Source organism: Yersinia sp. KBS0713, from assembly GCF_005937895.2.
Lineage (GTDB): Bacteria > Pseudomonadota > Gammaproteobacteria > Enterobacterales > Enterobacteriaceae > Yersinia > Yersinia bercovieri.
Genome location: NZ_CP042173.1, coordinates 689,640 through 714,913, shown reverse-complemented (window position 1 = coordinate 714,913; position 25,274 = coordinate 689,640). Strand labels below are relative to the sequence as shown.

Here is a 25,274-nt window from a genome sequence, read left to right as displayed (position 1 = left end):
GCTACTCCTCCCGCGATGGGTGATCGTCATCTTTACGGCGCTGTTTCTGTTGCCGCCCCAGCTCACGGACGGTCATCAGGCTAACGCCCGCCACCAATCCCACCACGCCGCCCAGCAGTGCCGTCGCCGTGGTCGACACCTCGCCGCCTTCCGGATTATGAATCAGCGGTTTTTCAGCGCGCGGTGTGGGGTTCTCCACATTCGCCAATTGGGCGATGCCTTTGGTGAAGCCAATTCCCTCTTCATTGCAGCCGTAGCAAGGGTGCCCAATACCCACCGGCCAGATGCCGCCGCCGACATCGCAGAACTCCAGTGTTGGGCAGTTGCCATAAGTCTCTGGCCCTTTACAGCCCAAGTGGTAAAGGCAGTAGCCCTGCCGGTGACCTTCGTCGCCAAACTGGCGCGCAAAGCGGCCAGCATCAAAGTGCGGACGGCGCTCGCAGTTTTCATGAATCAAGCGGCCATAAGCAAAGGTTGGGCGGTTCTTGGCATCCAACGCGGGTGGCCGCTGGAAAGTGATGATATGGGCGACAGTCGCCAAAAAGTTATGCGGGTTGGGTGGGCAACCGGGGATATTAATCACCGTTTTGCCGGGCAGTGCGTCTTGCAAACTCACCGCGCCAGTCGGGTTGCCGCCAGTGGCGGGCACACCTCCCCAGGCGGAGCAGGAACCAATGGCAATAATCGCCGCCGCATGTTCCGCTGCTTCGCGGATATGCTCGACAATCGGCTTGCCCGCCACCATGCAGTAAATCCCGCCATCTTTCAGCGGGATAGAGCCATCTACCACCAGCACATATTTCCCTTTGTACTGTTCGATAGCCCGGTGCTTATTCTCCTCCGCTTGCTCACCAAATGCGGCCGACAGCACTTCGTGATACTCCATCGAGATAACACTGAGCAGTAGATTCTCAATGGTGGGATGGGTCGAACGTAGTAGCGATTCAGTACAACCGGTGCACTCCTGCGCACCAATCCAGATGACCGGTGGTCGTTGCGGTGAACTGACCGTGTTAGCAATTTCAGCGGCAGCTTTACTGCTAAGACCCATGGTGGCAGCCAGTGCTGCACAAAGCTTCATAAAATCACGACGGTTAACGCCATGCTGGGAAAGCATGTTTTTTTCCCCTACCATTATTATTCCTCTGTTTATACCCTTAGATAAAACATGGTTTTAGTGTTAATAGTTTGTAACCTCACCAATTTAATTAAGTTGATCTTTATCAATGGAAATTGATTGAATGATTGGGGGGCTAATATCTGTGAACTAAAACCGTTTCAGCAAAATATTTCATTTGCCAGAAAATAAAAAATCTGTCAGGTGATACCGCGAATAATGCCGATGAAATTCAATATCATTTAGCCAAAAACATAAATTGACTTAATAACTTTAATAGCCGATTACTTATTTTAGTTATTTAACTATAAATATTAATTTCATAAGTCGAGAAATGAAAACAGATAATATCAGCCCCGGATAATAACTCGTTATAGGTATATTGAGTCATCAACTTTACCTGTGCTGCCGCCATCACCTTACTGGGGTTAGTCGATGAGCCAGCAAAGCGGTAATATCATGCCCAAAGGTGACACACGCGCCCCCGGTGACCTCCCCCTCGTCAATTCAGCGCAGGTACAAAGCCTTAATCTCACTCACCAATATCGTAGTTAATTGTATATTTTGTGTTTTAATCAATTTATCGGTAAATGAGTCGTGCTATGATTTGTTTACCGGTCACTATTCAACCGGTTAGGCAGCAAACGAGCGAATCCCGATGAGCTTACTCTAGTAAGTGATTCGGGTGAGTAAGCGCAGCTAACACCGCTGCAACTTCAAGGGAAGGGTATCACCCAAACTAATTGGAGTTGCAGGTAGGCAGCAAACGAGCGAATCCCGATGAGCTTACTCCAGTAAGTGATTCGGGTGAGTAAGCGCAGCTAACACCGCTGCAACTTCAAGTAGGAAGGGTCCGCTATGACAAAATCATTCATTGTTGCTGCTCTAGCCATCGCCACACTCAGTGGCTGCGCCAATAATAATACACTTTCGGGCGATACCTTTAGCAGCTCTCAGGCGGGGCAAGCCCAATCGGTGACTTACGGCACCTTGGTTTCTGTTCGTCCGGTCACTATTCAGGGTGGGGATGGCAATAACATTGCCGGTGCGGTAGGTGGGGCTGTTGTGGGTGGCTTTTTGGGTAACACCATTGGTGGTGGTACTGGCCGCCGTCTCGGCACCGCCGCAGGGGCGGTTGCTGGTGGCGTTGTCGGCCAACAAGTCCAGAGCATGATGAACCGCAGCAGTGGGGTTGAACTGGAAGTCCGCCGTGATAATGGCACCACCTTCCTGGTTGTTCAGGCGCAAGGGGTGACACAGTTCCATGCGGGTCAACGGGTGACGATTGCCACCAATGGCAATAGTGTCACTATCACGCCACGATAATTTTTGGCGTGACAAATAGCGACATTCGATGGGCGTTAGCAGGAGTGGCGTTAACAAATCGATTATCGCCAATAAAAAACACCGTCCAGCCCTGAGGTTCGAGGGTAGGCTGGACGGTGAAAAATATGAGTGTCACTGTTCGACTTTTTTGACCGCCGACTTCACGACATTCTCACCGTGGTTGCCAAAGAACTGATATAGGGTGTCCGACGCTGTTTTGGTTAAGACCATAATTTCGATACGTCGGTTACTGGCCGCTAAAGGCTCTGTCGGAGTCAGTAGCATCTGATCCGCCATTGCATTGATTTGCAGCACTCGCTCCTCACTCAATCCGCCTTTTACCAGCGCTTTATGCGCCATTAGTGCCCTTTCGCCAGATAGATTCCAGTTGTTATACCGCACCTGATCACGATAACGGGATGCATCGGTATGACCGGTAATAATGATTTTATTGTCCATTTCATTAAAGGCGGGTGCCAGTTCAGCCAGTAAACGGCTGAAGAATGGGGTCAATAACGCACTGCTGCGCTGAAACATATCCCGCTGCTTATCATCTTGAATCAAGATACGTAGCCCTTGCGGTACTACCTCCATTTTCAAGTTAGATTGCGCGTCGTAGGTTGAGGTGATTTGCATAATAATGCGCGATAACTCTTCCATCTCTTTACCCGACTTATCCACCACCTCTTCCAATGACTGTTCTGGCTCCGGCACCTCCACTGCAAGGTTACTTTTGGTCTCTTTGGCCTGTTCGTGACCATCAATGCTGTCGGAGAACTTGCCGCCACCACTCTTACTTTTGGAGGGGATCGAAATATAGGATTGCTTGTCAAAAATGGTTTCGCCATTCAATTGCGCCACAATTTCTTGTCGCTCCTCTTCGGAGACGACCCCAACAATCAACTTTGTGGTAGTAACCAAAGGTGCCGAGCGAATTTCTGAGGTTTCCGCGCGCTTTACATTAGATGCCTTGCCAGGGAAACAGATGGCAATTGATGCCGATCTGAATGCTGGGTTAATCAATCAAGAGCAAGCACGTCTACGCCGCAAAGATGTCGCCAGTGAAGCTGATTTTTACGGTGCAATGGATGGTGCATCCAAGTTTGTTCGCGGTGATGCCATTGCCGGTATTATGATTCTGGTGATCAACGTGATCGGCGGTGTTTGTATCGGTATATTTAAGTACGATCTCAGTGCTAGCCAGTCGTTCCAGCAATATGTCTTGCTGACCATTGGTGATGGCTTAGTTGCACAAATTCCGTCGCTATTATTGGCAACCGCAGCGGCAATTATTGTCACCCGAGTCAGTGATGGCGGGGATATGACTGATGAAATTAAAGATCAGTTATTGGCTAAACCGACCATCTTATATGCCGCGGCATTTGTGATGTTCATTCTCGCCATTGTGCCGGGGATGCCCCATCTTGCCTTTCTCAGCTTCACCGGATTACTCCTGTTCGCTGCTTGGCAGCAAAGTAAAAAAATTCAGCAAGCTGATGCTGAACCCGATCTTACAGCCATCAACCAAGCCATCTCTGAAGATAGTGCGTTAAATATCAATTGGGATAATATCCCGGTGGTAGAGCCAATTGGACTGAATTTGGGTTATAAACTGGTAACGCTGGTCGATGAATCAAAAGGTCGCCCATTAATCCAACGCCTGCGGGGGGTACGGCAAATTATTTCCGAAACCTGCGGAATTTTATTACCCGAAATTAAAGTCCGAGAGAATTTTCGCTTAAAGCCCTCTCAGTACACCATCAATATTAATGGTGTCAAAATGGCGGGGGGCGAAGTCCATATTGATAAACTGATGGCAATTCCTACAGCGGAACAATATGGCGAGATCGATGGTATTCTGGATATCGATCCGACTTACGGCTTGGCTGTAGTGTGGATAGAGCCACATGATAAAGCGACCGCTTTAAACTTCGGTTATCAGATAGTTGATTGTGCCAGTGTGGTAGCGACACATGCGAATAAAGTGGTGCGGGATCATTTATCTGAACTGTTTAACTATGACGACATCACTCAATTACACCAACGGCTTGAATCACTGTCACCACGTCTGGCTGAAGATTTGGCTGCAGCACTTAATTTCAGTCAACTGCTTAAAGTATATCGCCAATTATTAATCGAAAATGTCTCACTGAAAGATATAGTCACCATTGCCACTACCTTAGTGGAAAGCGCCAATGTTACCAAGGATGCTCTGTTATTGACCTCTGATGTACGCTACGCCTTGCGCTCAGGGATAGTTAATGCCATCAATGGCGACGATAAAAATCTGGCGGTTTATACCATCAATCACGAATTAGAGAATATGTTATTGGGTTCACTGAATCAGGCACAGCAAGCGGGGAAAGTTGTTTTGGATAATTTCCCTGTTGAACCCAATATCCTAACTCAGCTGCAACAGAATATGCCCATCATTAAAGAACAAATGAAGGCAGAGAATCACCAGCCAATTTTATTGGTTACACCACAACTACGCCCATTGGTCGCGCGCTATGCGCGATTATTCTGCGATGGGCTAAATGTATTGTCTTATAATGAAGTGCCCGATGATATGGCACTGAATGTCATTGGTACATTGGAGTAAAGGCGCTATTTCACAACAAGTGATGATAAAACTGGCCACAGTGTAAAAGCAGAAAAAATAGCACTGTGGCCTAGCGTAAAAGTCAGTTATCCATAAATGTTTGTTGCCATTGTGTAATGGTTTTTGGTCTCTTATCTTTATCGCCAGCGACATTGGTGAAATAGTGAATCTGCAAGTCGCCATTTTTTTCCGGTGCAACAAAAGCAGCCCATATTTCACCGGTAGGGCTGTACATGATTATTGATGCCCGTGTATTGGCCGCACCACGTACCCAGGTGGTTAATACTTTCGCCCCTAGGTTATCCAGATCATGGGTATAGATATAGACATTGGCTGAAGCGACAAATTGAGTGTAATTATCACCAACTAAATCGCGGAAGTTTTTATCGTCCTCAGCATTAGCAAAAATACCGATAGAGAGCAGTGTTGGTTCTTCGCGGGGATCTTTATCCGCCCTCACATATTGCCCATCAATAAAGACATCTTTGGGCATCGAAATACGACAGCCCCAGCTGCCATTGCTGTGTACCTGAATAGAACCATCTTTTATCGGGATCAGCAACAAGCGACAATTTGATGTTTTATCAATGAGATCGACAACAGCCAGCCCCTCAATCTTGCGCGCTTCGGCTCTGAAAGTACCGCTGTTTTCGCCCGACCAGGCACGGCTATCAATACTGAACCCCCACTCGGTAATTCGGTTAATTTTGATAACCCCCCCACGATCATTCCCTTTGGTAATATTCCACCACTGCCCCTTCCAATCAAAGTTCTTATCAATATCAGACATAGACGCGATGCCTTGAAAATAGGCGCGCTGAATACAACTATTACTGGTACAGCTATTCAGCGCTTTCTCCCACACTCGCCGTTGCTGATAAACTATTTCAGTATCATATTTGATGAGCATCACCTGATAGATCTCACTGAAGGTCTGATCTAACCAGTGTAAATCCTCATTGCTGCATACGGTATACTCTACCGGTGTCACTGCCCGCTGGCAGTTAATGGCGAAAGATGAGGATGAAAACAGCAGTATCAAGAGAAAAAAAACATTGCGGAAAAAAGTCATATTAATTATTTAACCTGATGAAGAATATATGATTTTTATTACTACAAACCAGCTCTATTCGTTCATATTATATCTTTTCTATCAAAAAATATCTTTAGTTGAAAATAAAAAACCACCCGCCTAGGCTAATCACTTAGCCCAAACGGATGGTTTATCTACTGACTATTTTATGACGGCAATAGTTTCACTAACTTAAGCCTAATCCTTATTTTAATTATGGTTATGCTCTTGCATATTATCCGAAAGCTTAAATGCCGAAACAGCATCAGTCAGTTGACGAGCCTGCTCTTCCAACGAAGCCGCTGCTGCTGCTGACTCTTGCACCAAGGAGGCATTTTGCTGTGTAACACCATCCATCTCAGCGACAGCCTGACCAATTTGGCTGATACCACGACTTTGCTCATCAGAGGCAGAGGCAATTTCTCCCATAATATCAGTCACATTAGTCACTGCCTGAACAATACTATTCATCGTTTCTCCAGCCTCAGAGACCTGCTTCGAACCAATATTGACTCGAGAGACCGATTCGCTAATTAGCCCCTCGATCTCCTTGGCGGCCTGCGCACTACGTTGCGCCAAATTACGCACTTCACTGGCGACCACCGCAAAACCACGCCCCTGCTCACCCGCACGAGCAGCTTCCACTGCGGCATTCAAAGCCAGAATATTCGTCTGGAAGGCGATACTGTTAATCACGCCGATGATGTCAGCAATACGCCGCGAGCTTTCGGTAATACTACTCATGGTGGCGACCACATCATTGACTATTCGCCCACCATTTTGTGCCGTGACAGAGGCATTATCTGCCAGCTTACTGGCCTGATGCGCATTCTCCGCATTCTGTTTCACCGTGGCATTTAGCTGCTCCATACTGGCAGCCGTCTCTTCCAGTGCCGCCGCTTGCTGTTCAGTGCGCGAAGAGAGATCCGCATTGCCCGCCGCTATCTCGCCGGCGCCGGTATAGATGGCATCGGTGCTACTGCGGATAGTCGAAACCGTGTTTACTAAGCTGTTTTGCATTTCACGCAAATAGGGGATTAATTGCCCAACGCAGTTGCGGCCAAATTCAGCCATTGGTCGACCTAGCTGCCCTTCCGCCATCCGCTTAAAGTGCTGTTTAATCGAATCCAGCGGGCGCACCAGATAGTGAACAATGTAGCGATCGGTTAATAGCAAAATAATGAAACCGGCAATTAATGCCGCGATCAGCGCCCGCACACACCAAGTGACCAATAGCTCAACCCGGACACTGGCGGCCTCGGTTGCTTGATCGACAGTAGAGTTATATTTCTCTACTGCCGCGCCAAACTCGCGACTTAATGGTGGATAACCTTGATTAAACAGTTTGTTATAATCATCAAATCGATTTTCAGCTACCGCCTTGAACATAGGTTCAATCCCTTGACTTAGGAGTGTTGAGTAGCTTTGAATCGTTTTATCCGTCAATGCGGGGTCCATCGGCTCATGGATTTGCAGCTTAAATGCCGCCAACGCGTCTTGAGTATTTTTCAGCGCTACCCCTGCCGAAGCCAGTTCACGATCTGCCTCGGCAGTTGCCCCACTCTGGCGATATGCTGCCGCACGACTTAAACGTGTTACCACGCGGAAATATTGGTCATTGCCCCGGTTAATAATATTAATGTTTTTCTGTTGGTTGGAACTCAATTGCAAAGAGTGCATCAATTGATTAAGTGAAAATAATGTAAAGGTTGAAACACCGCCCCAGAGCAACAAAAATATAACAAGAATAGATAATAACGCCATCCTGATGGTGATATGTTTTAGAAAATTCACGGGAATACCCTTGTGTTTTATTTTTTTAGTTTATTTCCTTGAGATTTCAAGGTGTTTATCGCTGATAATTCCCGCAGGGAAAAAGGCTTAATATCAGGATTAATCACCAAAATAGCATAAAACCAACACAAAAGATCAAGATAACCGATCAATAATAAGTAACTGATTGATTTTACCTATTAAAATGTAAATAACGATCGCTAATTTTGATCGAAAAGTAATTAGCAACTCTCACTATTTTTCGCAGAATATGTCTTTATTTTGAATATAAATACAGTGTCATCTTGCCTATTAACTATTAGGATTATAAGCCAAACAATTAATTTGCTTACTGAGTCGTCATTAACGCCCCTACAATGGCAGCATTAAACACTCCACTAAATGAGATTAGACGCAATAAATAAAAAATTAACAAAAATTCATTTAAAGTTATCAGATTCGATATACAGCAGAATTTATCTATTTATCAAAATTGTTTTTTGTATCGATTTTTGAGCAAAGAAATATGGCGAGAAGAGTGACAATTTTATTCATTGATATGCGGCTAAATGCATAGCGCAACATTGAGTTATCCCGGAAGAGAAACCGCCAGCAAACTTCTTGGAGCGCTGGCGGTTAATTTCCCTTAATTCACGGCGGAGATTGCAGCAGTAGGTAGCCTGAATTGACTTAAGTCGTGTTGATACTCAAAAAGGTCAGCCAATCCATGCTGATGGGTGATAGCCACCAGAGTACATTGTGGTAGCTGCTTTTTAAGCAGCAATAGCAACTCTCTGGCTGTTGCGGTATCTAAATTGCTGGTTGCTTCATCGAGATAGAGCGTATCCGGCTGGTTAATCAGCGCTCGGGCAAAAGCCAAACGCTGGCGCTCACCACCGGAGAATATGCGATCCCAATTAAGCCGCGTATCAAGCCGATCTTGCCAGCCCGATAGCCCCACTTTATGCAGTATTTCGCGCAGATATTCAGGTTCTGCGGTGCTTGCCAGCGGGTAGCACAGTAACTCAGCCAATGTGCCCTGCCCCAGATAGCTCTGCTGCGGCAACAGCAGATTTCGCCCTTGCGGCATTACCCAACCACCTGAATAGTAAGGCCATAATCCACTTAATGTGCGCAACAGGGTCGATTTACCCAAGCCGCTCTCTCCGGAGAGCCGATGCCAACTGCCGTGAGCACAATGCAGTTTGATATCGTGCAGCAAAGCCATGCCTTGTGGGGTCGACAGCGATAAATTCTGAGTGACTAATTCGTCTCCCGCTGTGGCTAACGGCTGTTTACGCTGTTCATCCAAAATCGCCTGCTTAAATTGGCTTAAGCGCTCCAGTGTTGCCGACCAGGTGACCAGCAAGTGATATGCCCGCACAAACCAGCTTAACGCGCTGTAAACCTGACTAAAGGCGCTGCGAATTTGCATCAAGCCCCCCAGCGTCACGGTTTTGTTCAAGAAAGCAGGCAGGGCCGCGAAAATAGGGACAATCATACTGATACGCCCATAACCCACAGTGAAGAAACCCAAATTTCGTTCGCTATTCATCATGGCGCGCCAGTTGCTCACGATCGCCGAGAAATTACGTTTTAAATGATGTTTTTCCTGATTTTCGCCGCCATAGAGTGCAATTTGCTCGGCGTTATCGTGTTTACGTAGCAATGAGGCGCGGAAATCGGCCTCGGCTTTCTGCTTCTGGTAGTTTAAGCCATGCAGTTTTTTACCAATCCAATGGGTAATCAAGCTGCCCAGCAAGGTGTAAATGACCGCTACCCACACCAAATAGCCATATAGGGTGATGTTTTTGCCCCACAGGGTAAATTGCTGCACTCCAGAGAGATTCCACAAGATGATGACAAATGAGGACAATTGAGCAAAATTGATAATAAATGAGGTAAACAGCTCAAGGGTTTTGGTGACAAACAGGTCAATGTCTTCGGCGATACGTTGGTCTGGGTTATCCATCTGGCCATTGAGCGATAAACGATAAAATGCTCTTTTGGCAAACCAGCTGTCGATCAGTTGTTCGGTGAGCGCCCCTCGCCACTGAATGGTCAACAACTTGATGAGCCAATCCTGATAGACATAAATGCCAATATAAATAGCAATATAGAGACTGTACTCTTTGACCAAACCATAGAGTTTCGCGCTATCAAATGCCCCCAGCGCATCATAGAAAGATTTGCTCCAGTCATTAATCCGAATATTCAAATAAACCACACCAAAGCCGATCGCCAATATTGACGCCAATAGTAGCCACGCCTGCCAGTTCTGGCGTTTCCACCAGAATGGGCGACTTAAATCGAGCAGCATCGCAAACAGCTTTTTCACGGCTGTTGCTCCTGCGGAACTGTCGAACTACCTTGTGGCTTAGCGGGTTTTTCCTGTGGTTGAATAATGGATATCACACTGTTTTGCCGATTATATAACTGGCCCGCCGCCGTGCGCACCCCCGCCAAGGTGATCGTATCCGCTAGCGACTTAACCTCACTCAGATAGCGAGGATCACCATAATTCTCGTCACTCAGGATCAACAGCCGTAATTGGGTCGTCGGATCACTGAGGCGAGGGGCTTGGCTACGTTTGAAGTTAGCGATCCCCTCGTTGACATCTTGCTCGGTAATCAACGTCGGCAATTGGGCAAAGACTCTCTCGGCCTGCTGCAATAGCGCCTCAATTCGAGCCGGTTCGCTGCCAAAACTCATTGTGGTGTCGATGCGATTGGTTTTATCCGCTAATGTGCTGTCAATTTTCATGCGGTAAATACCCAGTGAATCATCCCGTAAAGCTGTTTTGAGGTATTTACGCGCCAGGTCTTGGGCGATAGCCACTTGAACCGCCTGCTGCGGCGTCCATTTCAGCGGGGTGAAACTCCAGACATTTAAATCTGAGCGCGGCTCGATATTCCACTGATTACGGGTTTCACGATGGCCCGCTAGTGGGGAGTGGGTGGCTGCGGCGGCCAGCGGTTTTCGGGGGATCCCCGCCAGATAGCGCTCGGTTTTTTCTTGTAGTTGCGGAGCATCTACATCCGTCAGCAGATAGAACGTGACGGGCGCGGCGGCACTTCGTTGCCACTGTGACAACAAGTCTTCCTGGCTAACCGCAGATAACTGCGCATGAGTTGGGCGGGTAAAGATCTCTTGGCCAAACCGCAACTGAGTTACCAATTGCTCCTTATTCGCGCTAACAGAATCAGCGCTACTTGCCGTCATCCGTAATAGCGAATTTAGACTCTCTTTCATCACTTCTGATGCTATTTGCGGCTGCTGATGGAGGCTGTTATATAAGCCCAGCAAATCATCCAGCTTTGATGCATCAGTCTGGCCGCTTATCTGCAACTCAGTTGCTTTTTGGTTGAAGCTCAGTGAGACGCCTTGCTGCTTTCTCCATGCGGCAAATTGTTCTCCACTCCAGCCTTGAGGGCCACTTTGTTGTACCAACTGCGAGGCTAACTGGGACTGCCACGGATTAAGATCTGGGGACATAAATCCGGCACCACTGACGGCAGTAAACCAGACTTTTTTATCCGCTTGCGGTGAGCGTAACCAGACCACGCGATCACCATTGCTGAGCGACCAAACAGTAACCTGTTGCTGTGGATAATTCTGTTTACGCACTACAGTCCCTGTGGTTTTGACCACGGGTAAAAACGGCGCGGCGACAGTTTTTGGTTTGGCTTGTGGCGGCGCAATGGTTCTGTTTTGGAGATGCTGCTCGGCACGCAAAATCGCCCCCGCGCTTGGCAGGGCAAAGGGGGCGTTACCCGGCACGGTGAATTGTACTAAGCGGTCTGGAGTGGATAACCAAAGCTGAATGCGAGCATTCACTTTATCGGCATCAATATGGCTCAGCGCCATAGTGGCCCATTGGTTGATCTGCTTCTGGCTGGTCATCGGCTTGTCTTGCACCAGCGTATCACTGACCTTCTGCACCCAGGCGGCAAAATCGCGGCTCTCTTCGCGATCATTGCTTTTCGCCAGTGTCTCCAGCAGCTCTTGCTTGATGTCGTTGATATCGTCAGCGGCAATCGGGTAGCGTTGTAAGCGCTGGATCTCAGTCTGAATCTGCGTCAACCCACGGCGGTGCCCCTCTGGTGTCACTTGCGCGAAAATACCCAGCGCTGACGTGGTTCTGCCAATATTGGATTTCCGAATAACCATCGAGCTGACCGCAGGCGGAAGCTGCTGCTGTTGACGGCGCAGTTGGCGGGTAAGTGCGGTGAGTGCGATTTGATCCACTAAACGCGCATAAATACCGTTATAGCCCGCCACCCGACTGGCAGATTCATCTAAGCGATAGACCCAAGAGACCTGACTGCCACCACTTTCACTATCTTGCAGGCGAACCACCCGCAGTTGCGGGGATAGCGTCGGTTCATAATAGTGACGCTCAGGGAGTTGGGCGCTAATCAAAGGCGCAAAATAGTGGATAATCTGTTGCGTGACTTTTTCCCCATCAATATCGCCGGTAATAATCAAATGCATATTACCCGGTACATACCAGCGCTGATAAAAGGCTTTTAACTCTGTGGCGGGTAGTGTTCTGATATTTTTTTCATCGCCAATGACTGGCCGTTCGGGATAGCGAGAAGCAAAACGGACTGCCTGAACCCGCTGCTGATTCATACGTTCAGCCACCCCGAGTTTACTGCGCCACTCTTCGTAAACTATTTGCCGTTCGCGATCCAACTCCGGCTGCGTAATATTGCTCTCACCTGCCATCTGGCTTAATACCGCCAGTGCTTCAGGTAATTGCTTACTGCCTTTAGGGGGGCTGAATAAATAGGAGGTGCGCTCATAATTGGTCATTGCATTATAGTGCTGCGCCCGCACCCAGCCCTGTTGATGCAAATATTCAGAGACCCCTTGCGGGTAATTTTTGCTACTGTGGAACACCATATGTTCCACCATATGGGCAACGCCGCTCTGTTGCTCCTCTTCATCCAGAGAGCCGGCACCGACCACCAGACGGATATCCACCCGCCCCTTTTGCCCCGCCAGTGGAACCAGCGAATAGCGCAGGCCATTCTCCAATTGCCCTTCGATTATCTCAGGTGCCGGGCTGCTAATTTCCTGTGCGCTGGCAACAGGAACCCCAGTCAGCAGCAATAGAATACCCGCTGACCAATAGCGCAATATGCGTGTCATAACTATCCTTATTCTTTATTTAAAATTGCTTACCAGCTATATGCCACATCCAGCCAATATTGACGGCCCATCTGATAATTCGATTCCGTTTTATTGACGTGATTAAGTACGTTGAATATATCCAAACCCACCTTAATATTTTGTTTGCCTAATGGTTGGGTATAAGAAACGCGCCAATCCAGATTAATATTTGGGCTGAATTGCTCTTCTTCATAAACATCCATGGTGCCGCTATAACCCTGACAGCGCACATCGACGTTACATGAAACTGTCTCTTTGGTGGTGATAGAGCGATAACCGGCGATATAACTCAGCCGCTGTGTCCAGTCCAAACGCCATGCCGGAATTTCTGTATTTAATTCAGCAAACGCCGACCATGGGCGATTAAAGTTATCTGCGGGTTTCTCTATTTGTCGGATAACACTGCCCCGATAGATAATCAGTTGGTCAGGATCGGCCTCATCGTCATAAGTCCCATTCGAGCTATAGCTACGTTGAATGTTGGCACCCAAATTCCAGGATAAAACCAGCGAGTGCCAGTCAATTGGGGCAACAGGGGCAACCGTCAAACTGTAAGTATCTGCTCTGCTCTCCCCGTCATTGGTCATGACATAGGTTTTGGTGCCCTCAATTTTTTCTGCGGCAAATTGATCTTTACCCTGACGATGAACCCATTTGGCCGTCCAAATCGTCTCGCCAATACGTTGTTGCAAACCGAAGTTCAGCTCATCGCTGTACGGCGTGTTCAACTGGCTGTAGTTATAGTTGGTGGTTGACTGAGCTTTGCTGTAAACCCACGGCCCCGGAGTGGTAAGCGGGGTTTTCCCTTTCGCGCAAGTTCCCGTGGACGACAGATGTCCGGCACGGCACTCGGTATAAACCGCCTTACGGGATTCGCGCAATTTATAGGCCAGAATATTGCCCGCATAGTAGCGGTTAGCCCCAGCAAACACCTCGGTGTGGTGATCATTCCACACATCATAAGCAAGGTTTAATCGTGGTGAGACATTGAGATTTTTCATGTAATCGTCATAGTCCACACGCACGCCGGGCATCATGGTCAGGCGGGAAAATTTCGCCGTATCCTGCAAATAGATCCCGTAAGTGCTGGCGTTGACGTCCGTTTTTCCGGCGCTATACACAGATCGCATATAGAAATATTGGTCGCCATCCAGACAGCCGATATCCCCGTTACAGACCACATTAGGCGCGGCAATCTGCCCGGTAAAACCGTAGCTGCTGGTTGGTCGGTTATAGCTTGCCGTTGAAAATTCGGCGGTATAACCCACATCAATTTTGTGGTTCACAGGGCCGGTGTAGAAGCTATTGAACGCCATCTCCTGCTGTAAAATCTGGCTTCTCTGCTGTGTCTCTACCCTGCCATAGCCACCAAAACCGGACAAGCCGGCGGAGCTACGCCAATCAAAGTGGGGGCTGGATATCCAGGCAAAATAGTTCTGCTCTTGGTTAGTGATGGTGTTTTCATTTTGCCGATAGGCCAGCTTAGTATTAAGCGAACCTAATTTATTCTGATTTGCCCAATCAAAATTAGCGCTATAACCGCCCCCCTCATTGGTATATTGGCCATTCATGGTATTGGCGCGCACGAAGGTCGAACTGTGCGGTGAATACATTAATGTCAGGTTAAATTTATTATTTTCGTCACTGTCCCAAGAGCCACGTAATAAGTAGGTTTCGCTCAGCCGTGACTGGTCCTCCCACTTTTGCATGTAGCTGTGCCAATAGGGGATGGCCGACTCTTTGCGATTATAGGAAAAGGTAAAACCCGCGCGGTCATTCAGCGGTTGATTGACCGTGATGCTGTAAAAATCTTTGGTAAATTTGGGCTGAGCATCCAGTGAGGAGGCTTTATTAAAACTGACCTGTTTCTTATCTTCGATATGGTATTTCGCCCAGCTAGAGCGAGTGGTGCGATAAGAGATATTGCCGCTAGATTCAGTAAATGACGGGCGTTTTAGTGTGGCATCCACCACACCACCGGTAAATTGCCCATATTTGGCGGAGATATTGCTGTCATAGACGGAGACCGACTCCAGCAAACTGGTATCAATCCAAAAGGCTTCCGGATGACCCGCAGGAAAGTCTGCCCCTGAATTGCCATTCGGTGCTTTCTCAATATCAGCAACATTGTCGCCGGGATTTAAGCGGTCATTATTGGATAAACCATCAACAATAAAATTGTTGTTATAGAACTTTTCCCCGTGGAAAGAGACCGCCTCAGGGGCCAGCTCTCCCGGCGTCGTGCTGTTGCGCGACGTTTCAGAAAACTGCACATTGGGATTGGTGCGCAATAGCTCGGTAATATTGCCGTTGCCGGTAGGCTGTTTGGCAATATCTGTCTCCGTCATCTGCTGACTACCAATTTGCAACTGCCCCGCCGCACGTCCTCGCACGGTAATCACATCCCCGGTACTTTGTGCATTTCCGGTGGCAGTGGGGAGTGTTTTGCGGTCAGAATCAGCGGTCTCACCCGCTGAAGTTGCCAGTGGCCGCAGAATATAGCTACGGCCATCGACCGATAACTCCGCATACAGCCCGCTGCCTTTTAGCAGTAATTCCAGCGCCTGAGGGGTGCTGTAATTGCCACTGATGGCTGCGGCCTGTTTACCCGTCAATAAGCGGCTATCGACGCCAAAGGTGATGCCGGTCTGTTTGGAAAACTGCGTCAATGCACTCTCTAATGGCTGTGCAGAGATAGTGATAACCTGGGTGCTGCCGCCGCTCCCTGAAGCTGCGATAGCCAGCGCTGAAGTACCGCCAGACAGAATGACTGTCAGCAATGTATTCAGCAGAATTTTCCTGCGCATACTTTTACCCTGAAATAATATTTTTATGTTTTCAGGATCAAAGACGCATCAGAGATAAAAATGGGCAGTTGATAATGAAATTAATTATCATTTTTGTTCAAAAAATAGTTAACCAATTGAATAGTGATGATTTATTTTTTTGATAGCCACACCAGACCGGGCAGCGCTGTATTCACATTTAGCGGCAGTGATTGTCTGAGCAGGCTAAGCGCCTGATCACTGTCGGTTGCAGGTAGTACACCTGTGAAGCGCAATTCGCTTAATGCGCGCCGGCTACGGGGATCGATATACATCAGGCCAGCGCGATAGCGGGTCAATTGTTCAATCACCTGTTCAAGTGGCGCATCCTCAAAAATCAGCTGGTTTTGCAGCCAACTGTCGGCGTTGCGGTTATTGGATACCGAGCCGGTAAATGCGTGCTTATTGAGACTCACCTGCTGCCCTGCCACCAATGTCACCTTGGCCTGTAGGTTGCCATTCGCCCTGACTTCGACGATGGACTCAACCACACTGACTTTGGTCTCCTGCTGCTGCTGTTCTACCGTATAACGTGTACCCAGTGCTCGCGCCTGCGCATCACGACTACTGACCACAAAGGGCCGCTTAGCCTGATCTTTTGCCACAATGGCATACACCTCGCCCTGTTGCAGGGTGATTAGGCGCTGCCCCGATGAGTAGTGAATGTTCACAGCCGAGTTGCTGTTCAGAATGATCTCACTGCCATCATCCAGCGGGATATGTTTGATTTCGCCAACAGCGGTGCGTTGATCCGCCAACCAGTAGCCGTATGGCAGTTGGCTAAGCAGCAACCCACTGACCATTAGCGCCAGCCAAATCGACACCCGCAGACCCGGTCGGCGGCGCACTGGCTCATGTTGGCCGCTGTGCCATAACCCACTCATTTGCTGATAAATTTTTTCATGTTGCTCATTCTGCTGACACCAGTTGTACCAGGCATCCAACAGCTTGCTATGCTCCGGGCTGCCGGGCGTCGCCTCAGAGAAGTCCAACAGCCATTGCGCCGCATCTTGCTGAATTTGAGCAACCCCACCATCAGGGCTATGGGGGTTTTTATTCATGATTTTCCTGACAAAAAATGCGGCTATGGCAATGAATAAGTGCCTTGGCGAGATACTGTTTTACACTACTTTCGCTGACCCCCAGTATCTGGGCAATTTCGCTGTAGCTGTACCCTTCAACACGAGCCATTAAGAAGGCACGGCAGACGTGATCTTCCAGCTCGCTTGCCAGGATCTGCACCGCCTGCGCCACCAGCTGACTGACCGCCGCCCGCTCTTCTGCCGATTGCTCATGTACATCTTCCGCCATCTGGGCCAGCGCCACTAAGGCATCCTGCTCCAGCTTGCGCTTACGGAATTGATCGATCATCACATGATTAGCCGTCACCATCAGATAAGCTCTGGGCTGGCGGATCACACTGGGATCAGCCATGGTCAGCAATTTGATAAAGGTGTCATGGGTCAGATCGGCGGCACTATGGTGACAACCCACTTTTTTACGCAGCCATCCACGCAACCAGCCCTGATGAGCCAGATAGAAGTTACTCCAGAATGTGGTCATATGAGTCATGGAGGTCAGCGCATAAAAAATCGGTGGAAGGGAACTTTAGCCAACAAAGCTTAACGATAATCATTATCGTCTAAATGATTTGGCTGGTGCAATAGTTTTCGCTATGAGTGAATTAAACCAATAATCCGAGTGAATTAAATTGAAATGATTAGTATGAAAACTAAAATCAGCCTATCGAGCTACCTTGAGTGAAATTAACCGATGAATACCGCTCAATCACATATTGGCTATAGGGACATAAAAAGCAATTTCCGTGCTTAACACACCAATATCCTGCTTAAAGTACAACTATTCGCCCGATCAACCATGCTATCGAACGCCTCTCTGGCAGCTCTTTTTTGTCTCCTCGTCACAAATAATAATCGAAATAATAATTACTACCATTCATTTTATGGCGTGATAAATTACGGCCCAGCATCGTCAAATAGAGAGAGAAACGCCGTGATATCCCGATACGTGCCACCAATTTCACCCAAAACAGCTCGTTTTGTTCTCCTCCTGCTGAGTTTCTTAACTCTCACTTTCGGCTTATCTGGCTGCAAACCTGCGCAAGAAGCCGAGACATCAGCGGCAGCGAAAGATACGCCAGCCTGGTCCCGAACGGTGGAGACAGCAAAAGGCCCGGTTACATTGACCTCACAGCCGCAGCGTATTGTCTCCACCAGCATCACCATCACTGGCACTTTACTGGCGATCAATGCCCCGGTTATTGCCACCGGAGCCACCGCCCCCAATACCACTGTCGCGGATAATCAAGGGTTCTTTATCCAGTGGTCAGATGTTGCACAGGCTAAAAAACTGGTACCGCTGTATCAAACCGAGCCGAATGCCGAAGCTGTCGCCGGCATGAATCCGGACTTAATTATCATTTCCGCTACCGGTGGCGACTCCGCGCTGAAGTTGTATGAGCAGTTATCCGCTATCGCGCCAACATTAGTGATTAATTACGATGATAAGAGCTGGCAGGAGTTAGCCATCCTTTTAGGGCAGGCTACCGGGCATGAGTCAGATGCAACGCAAGTGATTGATAGTTTTGCCAATCGGCTTAATGAGGTGAAGCAGAATATCACCCTGCCACCACAACCCACCTCCGCTTTTGTCTATCAAGCAGCGGGCAGCACCGCCAATTTATGGACTGATAACTCAGCGCAGGGGAAGTTATTGCAGCAATTGGGCTTCACACTGGCGACTATTCCTGATGCCGTGAAAGGCAACACCAGCATGGGACATCGCAAGGATATCATTCAGTTAGGTGGTGAGAAGCTGGCCGAGGGGTTAAACGGGGAGACGATTTTACTGTTCTCCGGCGAGAGACCGGCAGTTGATGCATTGAAAAGTAATCAGTTTTTAGCGCACATCCCAGCGATTGAGCACAACCGTGTTTATGTGGTGGGTTATGATACTTTCCGGCTGGATTATTATAGTGCGAGTCATTTGTTAGCACGGATTGAGGGGATGTTTAAGGGGTAAAGGGGGAAACCGAACCAGGTTTCTGGTTGATATTCGTTTGGTGATTGAGATTGAGATTGAGATTGGATCTGGTTTCGGTTGATAGTCGTTCAGTGATCACCTGACCCTCGTCGCCTCAACCGAGCAGGAGGGCAGGCCGGCCCTCCTGCACCTGCGGCTTGCGCGAAATATTGCCCTGCGGGTAAACCTCCCACGTCTTTCGGGCTGACGAGCCAGCGCGATGGGCATCCCTGCCCAAGCGCGCTTTTCGCGGGCGTCCTGCCCGCTCACTCTACCCTCCATCCTCGTCGGCAATATTCCTGATTGCGCTCAAGGTTAAAAGCACATTTGAGCTGCCGAGTGAAGAGTGGAGGTAGGACGCGAGGCATGGATGCCGAGCGAGCCGTGCTTGAGCAGGAGCGAATCACGGCGGTCCGTCAGCCGAAACGATGATTGAGGGAACCTGCGAAGCAGGCAAGCGATACGTGCGCAAGCGCAGGGGTTCCAAGGGGGTTACGCGCTTGTAACCCCTTTGGCGGTTGGAGCATCGGAGGCAAGGTGAACACTGAAGCTTTAACAACCGAACCAATCACCAAACTGAACCAAACTGAACCAAACTGAACCAAACTGAATTGTAATAAATCCCCCTGCCCTCCCACCATAACTCGTGCTAACATAACCCCAGCAAATAATAATGATAATCAAATCGATAACAATAATCATTTGTTAAAAAAGAGTAACAATGCCAGCTGCTTATTCCTCAGATCAATCGTCAACAACAGCGCTGAAACCAGCCCCCACTCCAGGTGCGCAAACGCAGCGCCGACACGCCCTGTTACTGCTTCTCAGCCTCCTTATATTGATGCTGGTGATGGCGGCCAGCCTGATGTTCGGGGCCAAAGCTATCCCCTTATCCGTGGTGTGGCAAAGCCTGCTCGGTGAGAGCCACAATGCCGATAGCATTTTGATATTGGAATCACGCCTGCCGCGCACCCTGATCGGGGTGCTCGCGGGTGCTGCCTTGGGGTTATCAGGTGCGGTGATCCAAGCGCTGACCCGCAACCCGCTGGCTGATCCCGGTATTCTCGGGGTGAATGCAGGGGCTAGTTTTGCTGTGGTCATCGGCATAGTGGTGTTTGGCGTACACGCCATTTACGGCTATATGATCTCGGCATTTATCGGCACCCTGATCACCACTCTGGTGGTCTATTGGGTCGGCGCAACCGGCGGCGGGCGGATGAATCCTCTGCGCCTGACACTCTCTGGCGTCGCCATTGGTGCGGTATTAACCGGCATCACTTCCGGTATCTCGCTGACCCATCCACAGGTTTACGATAGTGTCCGCTTCTGGCAAGCGGGATCGCTGGATATCCGTAACATGGCGGTGGTGATAGCCGTCGCCCCACTGATTCTGCTCGGTTGCATCATTGCCCTACTACTGGCGCGGTCACTAAATGCCATACATATGGGGCAGGATCTGGCGGCGGCGATGGGGGCGCGTATTGCCCGCACCCAATTTTGGGCGGTAATCACCATCACTCTATTATGTGGTGCGGCGACCGCGGCCGTCGGCCCTATCGCCTTTGTTGGCCTGATGGTGCCACATATTGCGCGCTGGATTGTCGGGCCAAATCAGGTCTGGATTTTACCATTTACACTGGTAATGACACCTATCCTGCTATTGGTGTCCGATATTGTTGGGCGCTTTTTGGTGCCGGGCGAATTGCGGGTTTCCATCGTGACCGCATTTATTGGTGCGCCCCTACTGATCTGGCTGGTACGGCGTAACAAAAGGATGACCACACTATGAAACCCGCCACACCCACGTGGCTATTGGGGCGTCCTGATGGCCCGGTAAACTTACGTGTCCGGTCACGCAGTTTGATGGTAGGCGCTCTGCTATTACTGGCTTGCTTACTGAGTGCGCTGTTGGCATTAATGGCCGGCACGCTGTCGTTATCTCCCGAGCAGGTGGTGAATGCCTTGCTCGGCAATAGCCATGGCACTGTGGATATTATCGTCAATCAATGGCGCTTACCCCGTGCTGTGATGGCGCTAATTTTCGGGGCGGCGCTAGGCGTTAGTGGCGCGATATTTCAATCATTAGTGCGCAACCCACTGGGCAGCCCAGATGTCATCGGCTTCAATGTGGGAGCCTATACCGGCGCACTGGTCGCCATCACGTTGTTTAATGGCAACTATTTTGAGATTGCCAGTAGCGCACTGGTGGGGGGGTTACTCTCCGCCATTGCGGTCTATTTACTGGCATATCGGCAGGGGATTCAGGGCTTTAGGCTGATTATTGTCGGCATTGCCATGGGTGCAATGCTGACGGCATTCAATACCTGGCTGACGATCACCGCGTCACTGGAGTCTGCCATGACCGCCGCGGCCTGGGGGGCCGGTTCACTCAATGGCCTGACTTGGGCAAAAGGTCTGCCTTCGGTGCTGTTTATCACTATCGCCATGCTGGTTGCGATACTACTTAGCCGCCGTATGCCGTTGCTAGAAATGGGTGATGATGCTGCGGGTGCTTTGGGTGTGCCAGTGGAGAGAACGCGCCTGAGCCTAATGGCGATTGGGGTGATTCTGATGGCTGCCGTCACCGCCGCCGCTGGGCCAATCTCCTTTATTGCCTTAGCCGCGCCACAAATTGCACGGCGTCTGGCGGGAACATCGTCAGTGACCTTCACCGCCTCGGCGTTGATGGGGGCGTTGCTGTTGATCGCAGCGGATCTCTGCGCCCAACACCTGTTTTTACCTAATCAACTGCCAGTCGGTGTTATCACTATCAGTATTGGTGGGCTGTATCTTATTTGGCTTTTAATCCGGGAGTCCGGGCGATCATGACTATTGTTAACCCAGCGAGCAGCACCCCCCGTTTGCAGGCTGATGCCCTGACACTGGGCTATGACGGCAAGGTAATCAGCCAAAATTTGAGTGTCGCCATTCCTGATGGTGAGTTTACGGTGATAGTCGGCCCCAATGCTTGTGGTAAATCGACATTGCTGCGCGCATTGAGCCGTTTGCTGAAACCGCAGGCGGGCCAGGTGATTTTGGATGGCAAGAATATCGCCAGCCTTGATACTCGCCACGTCGCACGCCATTTGGGCTTATTGCCGCAAAGCTCGCAAGCACCGGACGGTATCAGTGTATTGGATCTGGTGGCGCGGGGCCGCTATCCCCATCAGAAGCTATTACAGCAGTGGACACAGGCCGATAAACGGGCAGTCAGTGAGGCGATGCAGGCCACTGGCGTCAGTGAACTGGCTGACCGGTCAGTCGATGCCCTATCTGGCGGGCAGCGCCAGCGAGTCTGGATCGCCATGGTACTGGCGCAGCAAACACCGCTGCTGCTGTTGGATGAGCCAACCACCTATTTGGATATCGCCCATCAGATTGATTTACTTGAGTTATTCAGCCACCTGAATCAGCACCATAACCACACGCTGGTTGCTGTCCTGCATGATCTCAACCACGCCTGCCGCTACGCCAGCCATATTATCGCCATGCGCGACGGGCAGATTGTGACGCAAGGTAAACCGCGCGAGGTGATTACCGCCCAGTTGGTAGAACAGGTGTTTGGTATGCCGTGTTTGATTATTGATGATCCGGTGTCGGGGACGCCGTTGGTGATCCCGAGGGGGAGATTTAGGGTTTCGGTTTAAGTTTAAGTTTAGTTAGATCGGATCAGGTTTCGGTTGATAGCGGCTCAGGCGATCGGTTCGGTTGACATGAGATCGGCGTTCACTTGGCCTCCAGCGCCTCAACCGCCAATGGGGTTACAAGCGCGTAACCCCCTTGGAACCCCTGCGCTTGCGCACGTATCGCTTGCCTGCTTCGCAGGTTCCCTCGACTCATCCTTTCGCTGGCGGGACGGCTTTATTCGCATCCCTGCTCATGACGCCTAAATCCGCCGTCCATGGCGGATTTCCCTTGCTCCACTCTTCACTCGGCAGCTCAAATGTGCTTTTGACCTTGAGCGCAATCAGGAATATTGCCGACAAAGATTGCAGGCCGAATGAGCCGCATGGACGCGGCGAAAGGGGCTGTCGAGCTGGGAGCGAGTCAGCCCCGGTTCGATTAGCCGGCAAGCTGCCGGAGGGGATGGCGCAGCCACAATATTTCGCGCAAGCCGCAGGTGCAGGAGGGCCGGCCTGCCCTCCTGCTCGGTTGAGGCGGCGAGGGTCAGGTGATCACTGAACGAATATCAACCGAAACCAGATCCAATCTCAATCTCAATCTCAATCTCAACCACTAACTGAATATCAACCGAAACCAGATCCAATCTCAATCATCAACCATCAACCATCAGCCCCCACACCGTGCTCCCAGCAATCGCCCTAATCCCTCAATCAGCCCCCCTCGCCAACAGAGTGAATCATGCCCGCCGCAATAAACCCGATACTGTAATCGATGCCCGGCACGGCGTAGCGCTTCACTCATCACTTCATTGACCTGATAAATCACATCCTCGTGGCGGCCTGCTTCCATAAATATATTCAACGGCTGGTTAGCCCCCAACCCTTGCAACACCTGCTCAGTCAACCAGCCCTGACGCTCGACCGTACCGGCGGTTAACCCCTTAACATGGTCGACGTCCGGCCACCAAAAAGAACCCGATTGGCTCAGCACGCAGCCAAAACGCTGTGGCCAGTGTAATCCGGCATACAGCGATGCCAAGCCGCCAAAACTTTGCCCCGCCACCACGGTGCGAGATGGCTGCTCGGTAAAGGGTTGCAGCAAGGCCACTTGCGGTAACAGCTCCGTTTGCAACGCCTGCCAGAAATCCTGATTGCAGGGCAGTTCCCGTGAACGATGCTCTTGGTCAATGATATCGATAAACACATACACAGTGGCAGGAAGGCGGCCCGCAGCGGTTTCATTATCCAGTACGCCAAACAGTGGCTGTCTCTCCGCCCAATACTGCCCATCGAGCAAGATAGCTAATGGCCGCTCGGCCAGAGCTTCAGCACTGCCCGTAGAGTAAATCCACACCTTGCGGCTGTTAGCTAATAACGGGCTGTCCCAAGTGATCAGTTGCAGCCGTTGTGGATCGGGCGGGAGTGGTTGGCCTGCATCAATGGGGTGCCAGGCGGGCTGTGGCAGAGCATCGGCTAAATGTATCGCCGAGAGCGCCATCCCCCGATAACTAGCATGGGCGGCAGTGTGGTTTAGCGGGTCGTTTTCCGCCAGATCCATTAATGAGATCCACCAATTACGCTGTGCCAGACGCCGCTCCTGCCGGCTGCCTGCCGGCAAACACAAACACGTCTCGCCAGTGACGGGAATAAAGCTGTAGCTGCCGCGAAAATCAGACTCCACCTCCGCCTGCCAATACCAGACATCGGTCTGGCCCAACCGCTGGAGGGTTTCAGGATTGACACTGTGGTGATCAGTTACACCGTTGACGTCGATATATACCCGGCTAACCACAGCATCGCGCGCCCTACCCTGCCGATCACGCCAGAGAAATGTCAGCTTTACTTTGCCCTCACCCAGCGGTTCAGCCAGTGGAGTGCCCCACTGTGCAATCTGCTGCCACCAGCCGTCACTGCCGGCCGAAGGTGAGTGTAACAACTGCTGACTATCTGGATATCGGTTCACCACGCTCACGGACTATCCTTTTTGAGTAGGCTCAGAATTATTAATATTACCGATAATTGATTAAAGAAAAGTAAATTTTTACCTCGATTCGCGCCATTTATGCCTCGCGTTTAAAAAAAAACAGAATAAATTCAGTGTGCTAACCTTTATGTAACCTTTCCATTCAATCAGCGTAACCGGACAAAACCATTCTAAAAACAGGGGGATAGCCCTATACTCGCTGACAGCATAATTTCATACCGCCACTCATTCGGGTTAAAAATGCCAGTATTCATGGGAATATCACAGCTTATGCATCGGATGCGCGCCAGTAAAAAGCGCATGTGCGGTATGCTGCTGATTGCCTGCTGGTTGATCCTCAATGCGCAATTGGCGGTTGCCAGCCATCAATGTGATATCACGCCTGCCGCCTCGCCAGTCTTTACTCAGCACCAAGGCCATTTGCAGAACCAAGGTCATTTGCAGAACCAGATGCATGACATGCCATCGATGATGAATATGTCCCATGGTCAGGCGCAAAACTCACTGTGCGAAAAGCACTGCATCCCTGACTCAGTGCAGTCTGACAGCGGTATGCTGGTACTGGCAGCCCTGCCGACCCATACCGAATTAGTGCTGGCAGATGTGCAGCAAAACCCGCGCATCCACCGCCTTGACTGGCAAACACCCCCAATTGTTGGCCCCCCCACCGAAATCGTTTTCTGCCGATTTAGAGAGTAACTCCAGACCTAGCTGATCGCATTTTTCAGGCCG

16 protein-coding genes and 1 pseudogene are annotated in these 25,274 nt (G+C 50.0%); 7 read left to right on the top strand and 10 right to left on the bottom strand.

The features are described from left to right. Position 1: 1 nt before the first annotated feature. On the bottom strand, positions 2-1,135 hold the full coding sequence (hybO, locus tag FFE93_RS03340) for a hydrogenase 2 small subunit (protein ID WP_072083829.1): 1,134 nt from the start codon (positions 1,133-1,135) through the stop codon (positions 2-4). 840 nt (positions 1,136-1,975) lie between these two features. Here hybO and FFE93_RS03335 point away from each other — a divergent pair. Next, positions 1,976-2,443, top strand: coding sequence for a glycine zipper 2TM domain-containing protein (locus FFE93_RS03335; protein WP_005275300.1), 468 nt, complete (start codon positions 1,976-1,978; stop codon positions 2,441-2,443). Between the two features lie 132 nt (positions 2,444-2,575). Here the strand turns inward: FFE93_RS03335 and lafU are convergent, their stop codons facing one another. Further along, entirely contained in the window at positions 2,576-3,364 is a 789-nt protein-coding gene (gene lafU, locus FFE93_RS03330; RefSeq protein ID WP_032898094.1) for a putative lateral flagellar export/assembly protein LafU, read from the bottom strand. Here lafU and FFE93_RS03325 point away from each other — a divergent pair. After that, positions 3,342-5,045: pseudogene (locus tag FFE93_RS03325) on the top strand (flagellar biosynthesis protein FlhA); the annotation flags it as partial. The gene lafU and the pseudogene FFE93_RS03325 overlap by 23 nt on opposite strands. A gap of 82 nt (positions 5,046-5,127) precedes the next feature. Here the strand turns inward: FFE93_RS03325 and FFE93_RS03320 are convergent. From FFE93_RS03320 to FFE93_RS03290, 7 genes are all read right to left on the bottom strand, one after another. Continuing rightward, the gene (locus tag FFE93_RS03320) at positions 5,128-6,117 is read right to left on the bottom strand and encodes a lysozyme inhibitor LprI family protein (RefSeq protein WP_005275293.1); all 990 of its coding nucleotides are present in this window, start codon (positions 6,115-6,117) and stop codon (positions 5,128-5,130) included. A gap of 210 nt (positions 6,118-6,327) precedes the next feature. Then, on the bottom strand, positions 6,328-7,911 hold the full coding sequence (locus tag FFE93_RS03315) for a methyl-accepting chemotaxis protein (RefSeq protein ID WP_049601962.1): 1,584 nt from the start codon (positions 7,909-7,911) through the stop codon (positions 6,328-6,330). A gap of 625 nt (positions 7,912-8,536) precedes the next feature. Next, the gene (locus tag FFE93_RS03310; protein WP_072188544.1) at positions 8,537-10,210 is read right to left on the bottom strand and encodes an ABC transporter ATP-binding protein/permease; all 1,674 of its coding nucleotides are present in this window, start codon (positions 10,208-10,210) and stop codon (positions 8,537-8,539) included. Positions 10,211-10,224: 14 nt separating this feature from the next. Further along, positions 10,225-13,047, bottom strand: a complete 2,823-nt coding sequence (locus tag FFE93_RS03305) for a M16 family metallopeptidase (RefSeq protein WP_138774766.1) — start codon at positions 13,045-13,047, stop codon at positions 10,225-10,227. A 29-nt stretch (positions 13,048-13,076) separates the two neighbouring features. After that, complete coding sequence (locus FFE93_RS03300; protein ID WP_138774765.1) at positions 13,077-15,875, bottom strand: secretin and TonB N-terminal domain-containing protein; 2,799 nt, start codon at positions 15,873-15,875, stop codon at positions 13,077-13,079. Positions 15,876-16,006: 131 nt separating this feature from the next. Continuing rightward, positions 16,007-16,954, bottom strand: coding sequence for a FecR family protein (locus tag FFE93_RS03295; RefSeq protein WP_261369038.1), 948 nt, complete (start codon positions 16,952-16,954; stop codon positions 16,007-16,009). After that, a complete protein-coding gene (locus tag FFE93_RS03290) occupies positions 16,947-17,456 on the bottom strand; it encodes a sigma-70 family RNA polymerase sigma factor (protein ID WP_005279666.1) in 510 nt (169 codons plus the stop codon). The genes FFE93_RS03295 and FFE93_RS03290 overlap by 8 nt, the downstream gene beginning before the upstream one ends. 465 nt (positions 17,457-17,921) lie before the next feature. Between FFE93_RS03290 and fepB the strand changes: the two genes are divergently transcribed. From fepB to FFE93_RS03270, 4 genes are all read left to right on the top strand, one after another. Next, a complete protein-coding gene (gene fepB, locus FFE93_RS03285; RefSeq protein ID WP_186367711.1) occupies positions 17,922-18,935 on the top strand; it encodes a Fe2+-enterobactin ABC transporter substrate-binding protein in 1,014 nt (337 codons plus the stop codon). A gap of 721 nt (positions 18,936-19,656) precedes the next feature. Next, entirely contained in the window at positions 19,657-20,724 is a 1,068-nt protein-coding gene (gene fepD / locus FFE93_RS03280) for a Fe(3+)-siderophore ABC transporter permease (protein WP_054873162.1), read from the top strand. Then, positions 20,721-21,764 (top strand): iron-enterobactin ABC transporter permease, encoded by a 1,044-nt coding sequence (gene fepG, locus FFE93_RS03275; RefSeq protein ID WP_138774764.1) that lies wholly within the window; start codon positions 20,721-20,723, stop codon positions 21,762-21,764. The genes fepD and fepG overlap by 4 nt, the downstream gene beginning before the upstream one ends. Then, complete coding sequence (locus FFE93_RS03270) at positions 21,761-22,582, top strand: ABC transporter ATP-binding protein (RefSeq protein ID WP_054873163.1); 822 nt, start codon at positions 21,761-21,763, stop codon at positions 22,580-22,582. Before fepG ends, FFE93_RS03270 begins: the two co-directional genes overlap by 4 nt. A 643-nt stretch (positions 22,583-23,225) precedes the next feature. Here the strand turns inward: FFE93_RS03270 and fes are convergent. Continuing rightward, positions 23,226-24,530 carry an enterochelin esterase gene (gene fes, locus FFE93_RS03265; protein WP_049602695.1) on the bottom strand — a complete coding sequence of 435 codons (1,305 nt, stop codon included), beginning with the start codon at positions 24,528-24,530 and terminating at the stop codon, positions 23,226-23,228. Positions 24,531-24,812: 282 nt separating this feature from the next. Between fes and FFE93_RS03260 the strand changes: the two genes are divergently transcribed. After that, positions 24,813-25,241 carry a hypothetical protein gene (locus FFE93_RS03260; protein WP_049602694.1) on the top strand — a complete coding sequence of 143 codons (429 nt, stop codon included), beginning with the start codon at positions 24,813-24,815 and terminating at the stop codon, positions 25,239-25,241. The last annotated feature ends 33 nt before the right edge of the window (positions 25,242-25,274 follow it).

Bases quoted from the DNA above. Each gene is read 5' to 3' on its own strand.
- hybO (WP_072083829.1), bottom strand. From the start codon at position 1,135: ATGGTAGGGGAAAAAAACATGCTTTCCCAGCATGGCGTTAACCGTCGT.
- FFE93_RS03335 (WP_005275300.1), top strand. From the start codon at position 1,976: ATGACAAAATCATTCATTGTTGCTGCTCTAGCCATCGCCACACTCAGT.
- FFE93_RS03320 (WP_005275293.1), bottom strand. From the start codon at position 6,117: ATGACTTTTTTCCGCAATGTTTTTTTTCTCTTGATACTGCTGTTTTCA.
- FFE93_RS03310 (WP_072188544.1), bottom strand. From the start codon at position 10,210: ATGCTGCTCGATTTAAGTCGCCCATTCTGGTGGAAACGCCAGAACTGG.
- FFE93_RS03305 (WP_138774766.1), bottom strand. From the start codon at position 13,047: ATGACACGCATATTGCGCTATTGGTCAGCGGGTATTCTATTGCTGCTG.
- FFE93_RS03300 (WP_138774765.1), bottom strand. From the start codon at position 15,875: ATGCGCAGGAAAATTCTGCTGAATACATTGCTGACAGTCATTCTGTCT.
- FFE93_RS03295 (WP_261369038.1), bottom strand. From the start codon at position 16,954: ATGAATAAAAACCCCCATAGCCCTGATGGTGGGGTTGCTCAAATTCAG.
- FFE93_RS03290 (WP_005279666.1), bottom strand. From the start codon at position 17,456: ATGACCACATTCTGGAGTAACTTCTATCTGGCTCATCAGGGCTGGTTG.
- fepD (WP_054873162.1), top strand. From the start codon at position 19,657: ATGCCAGCTGCTTATTCCTCAGATCAATCGTCAACAACAGCGCTGAAA.
- fepG (WP_138774764.1), top strand. From the start codon at position 20,721: ATGAAACCCGCCACACCCACGTGGCTATTGGGGCGTCCTGATGGCCCG.
- FFE93_RS03270 (WP_054873163.1), top strand. From the start codon at position 21,761: ATGACTATTGTTAACCCAGCGAGCAGCACCCCCCGTTTGCAGGCTGAT.
- FFE93_RS03260 (WP_049602694.1), top strand. From the start codon at position 24,813: ATGCATCGGATGCGCGCCAGTAAAAAGCGCATGTGCGGTATGCTGCTG.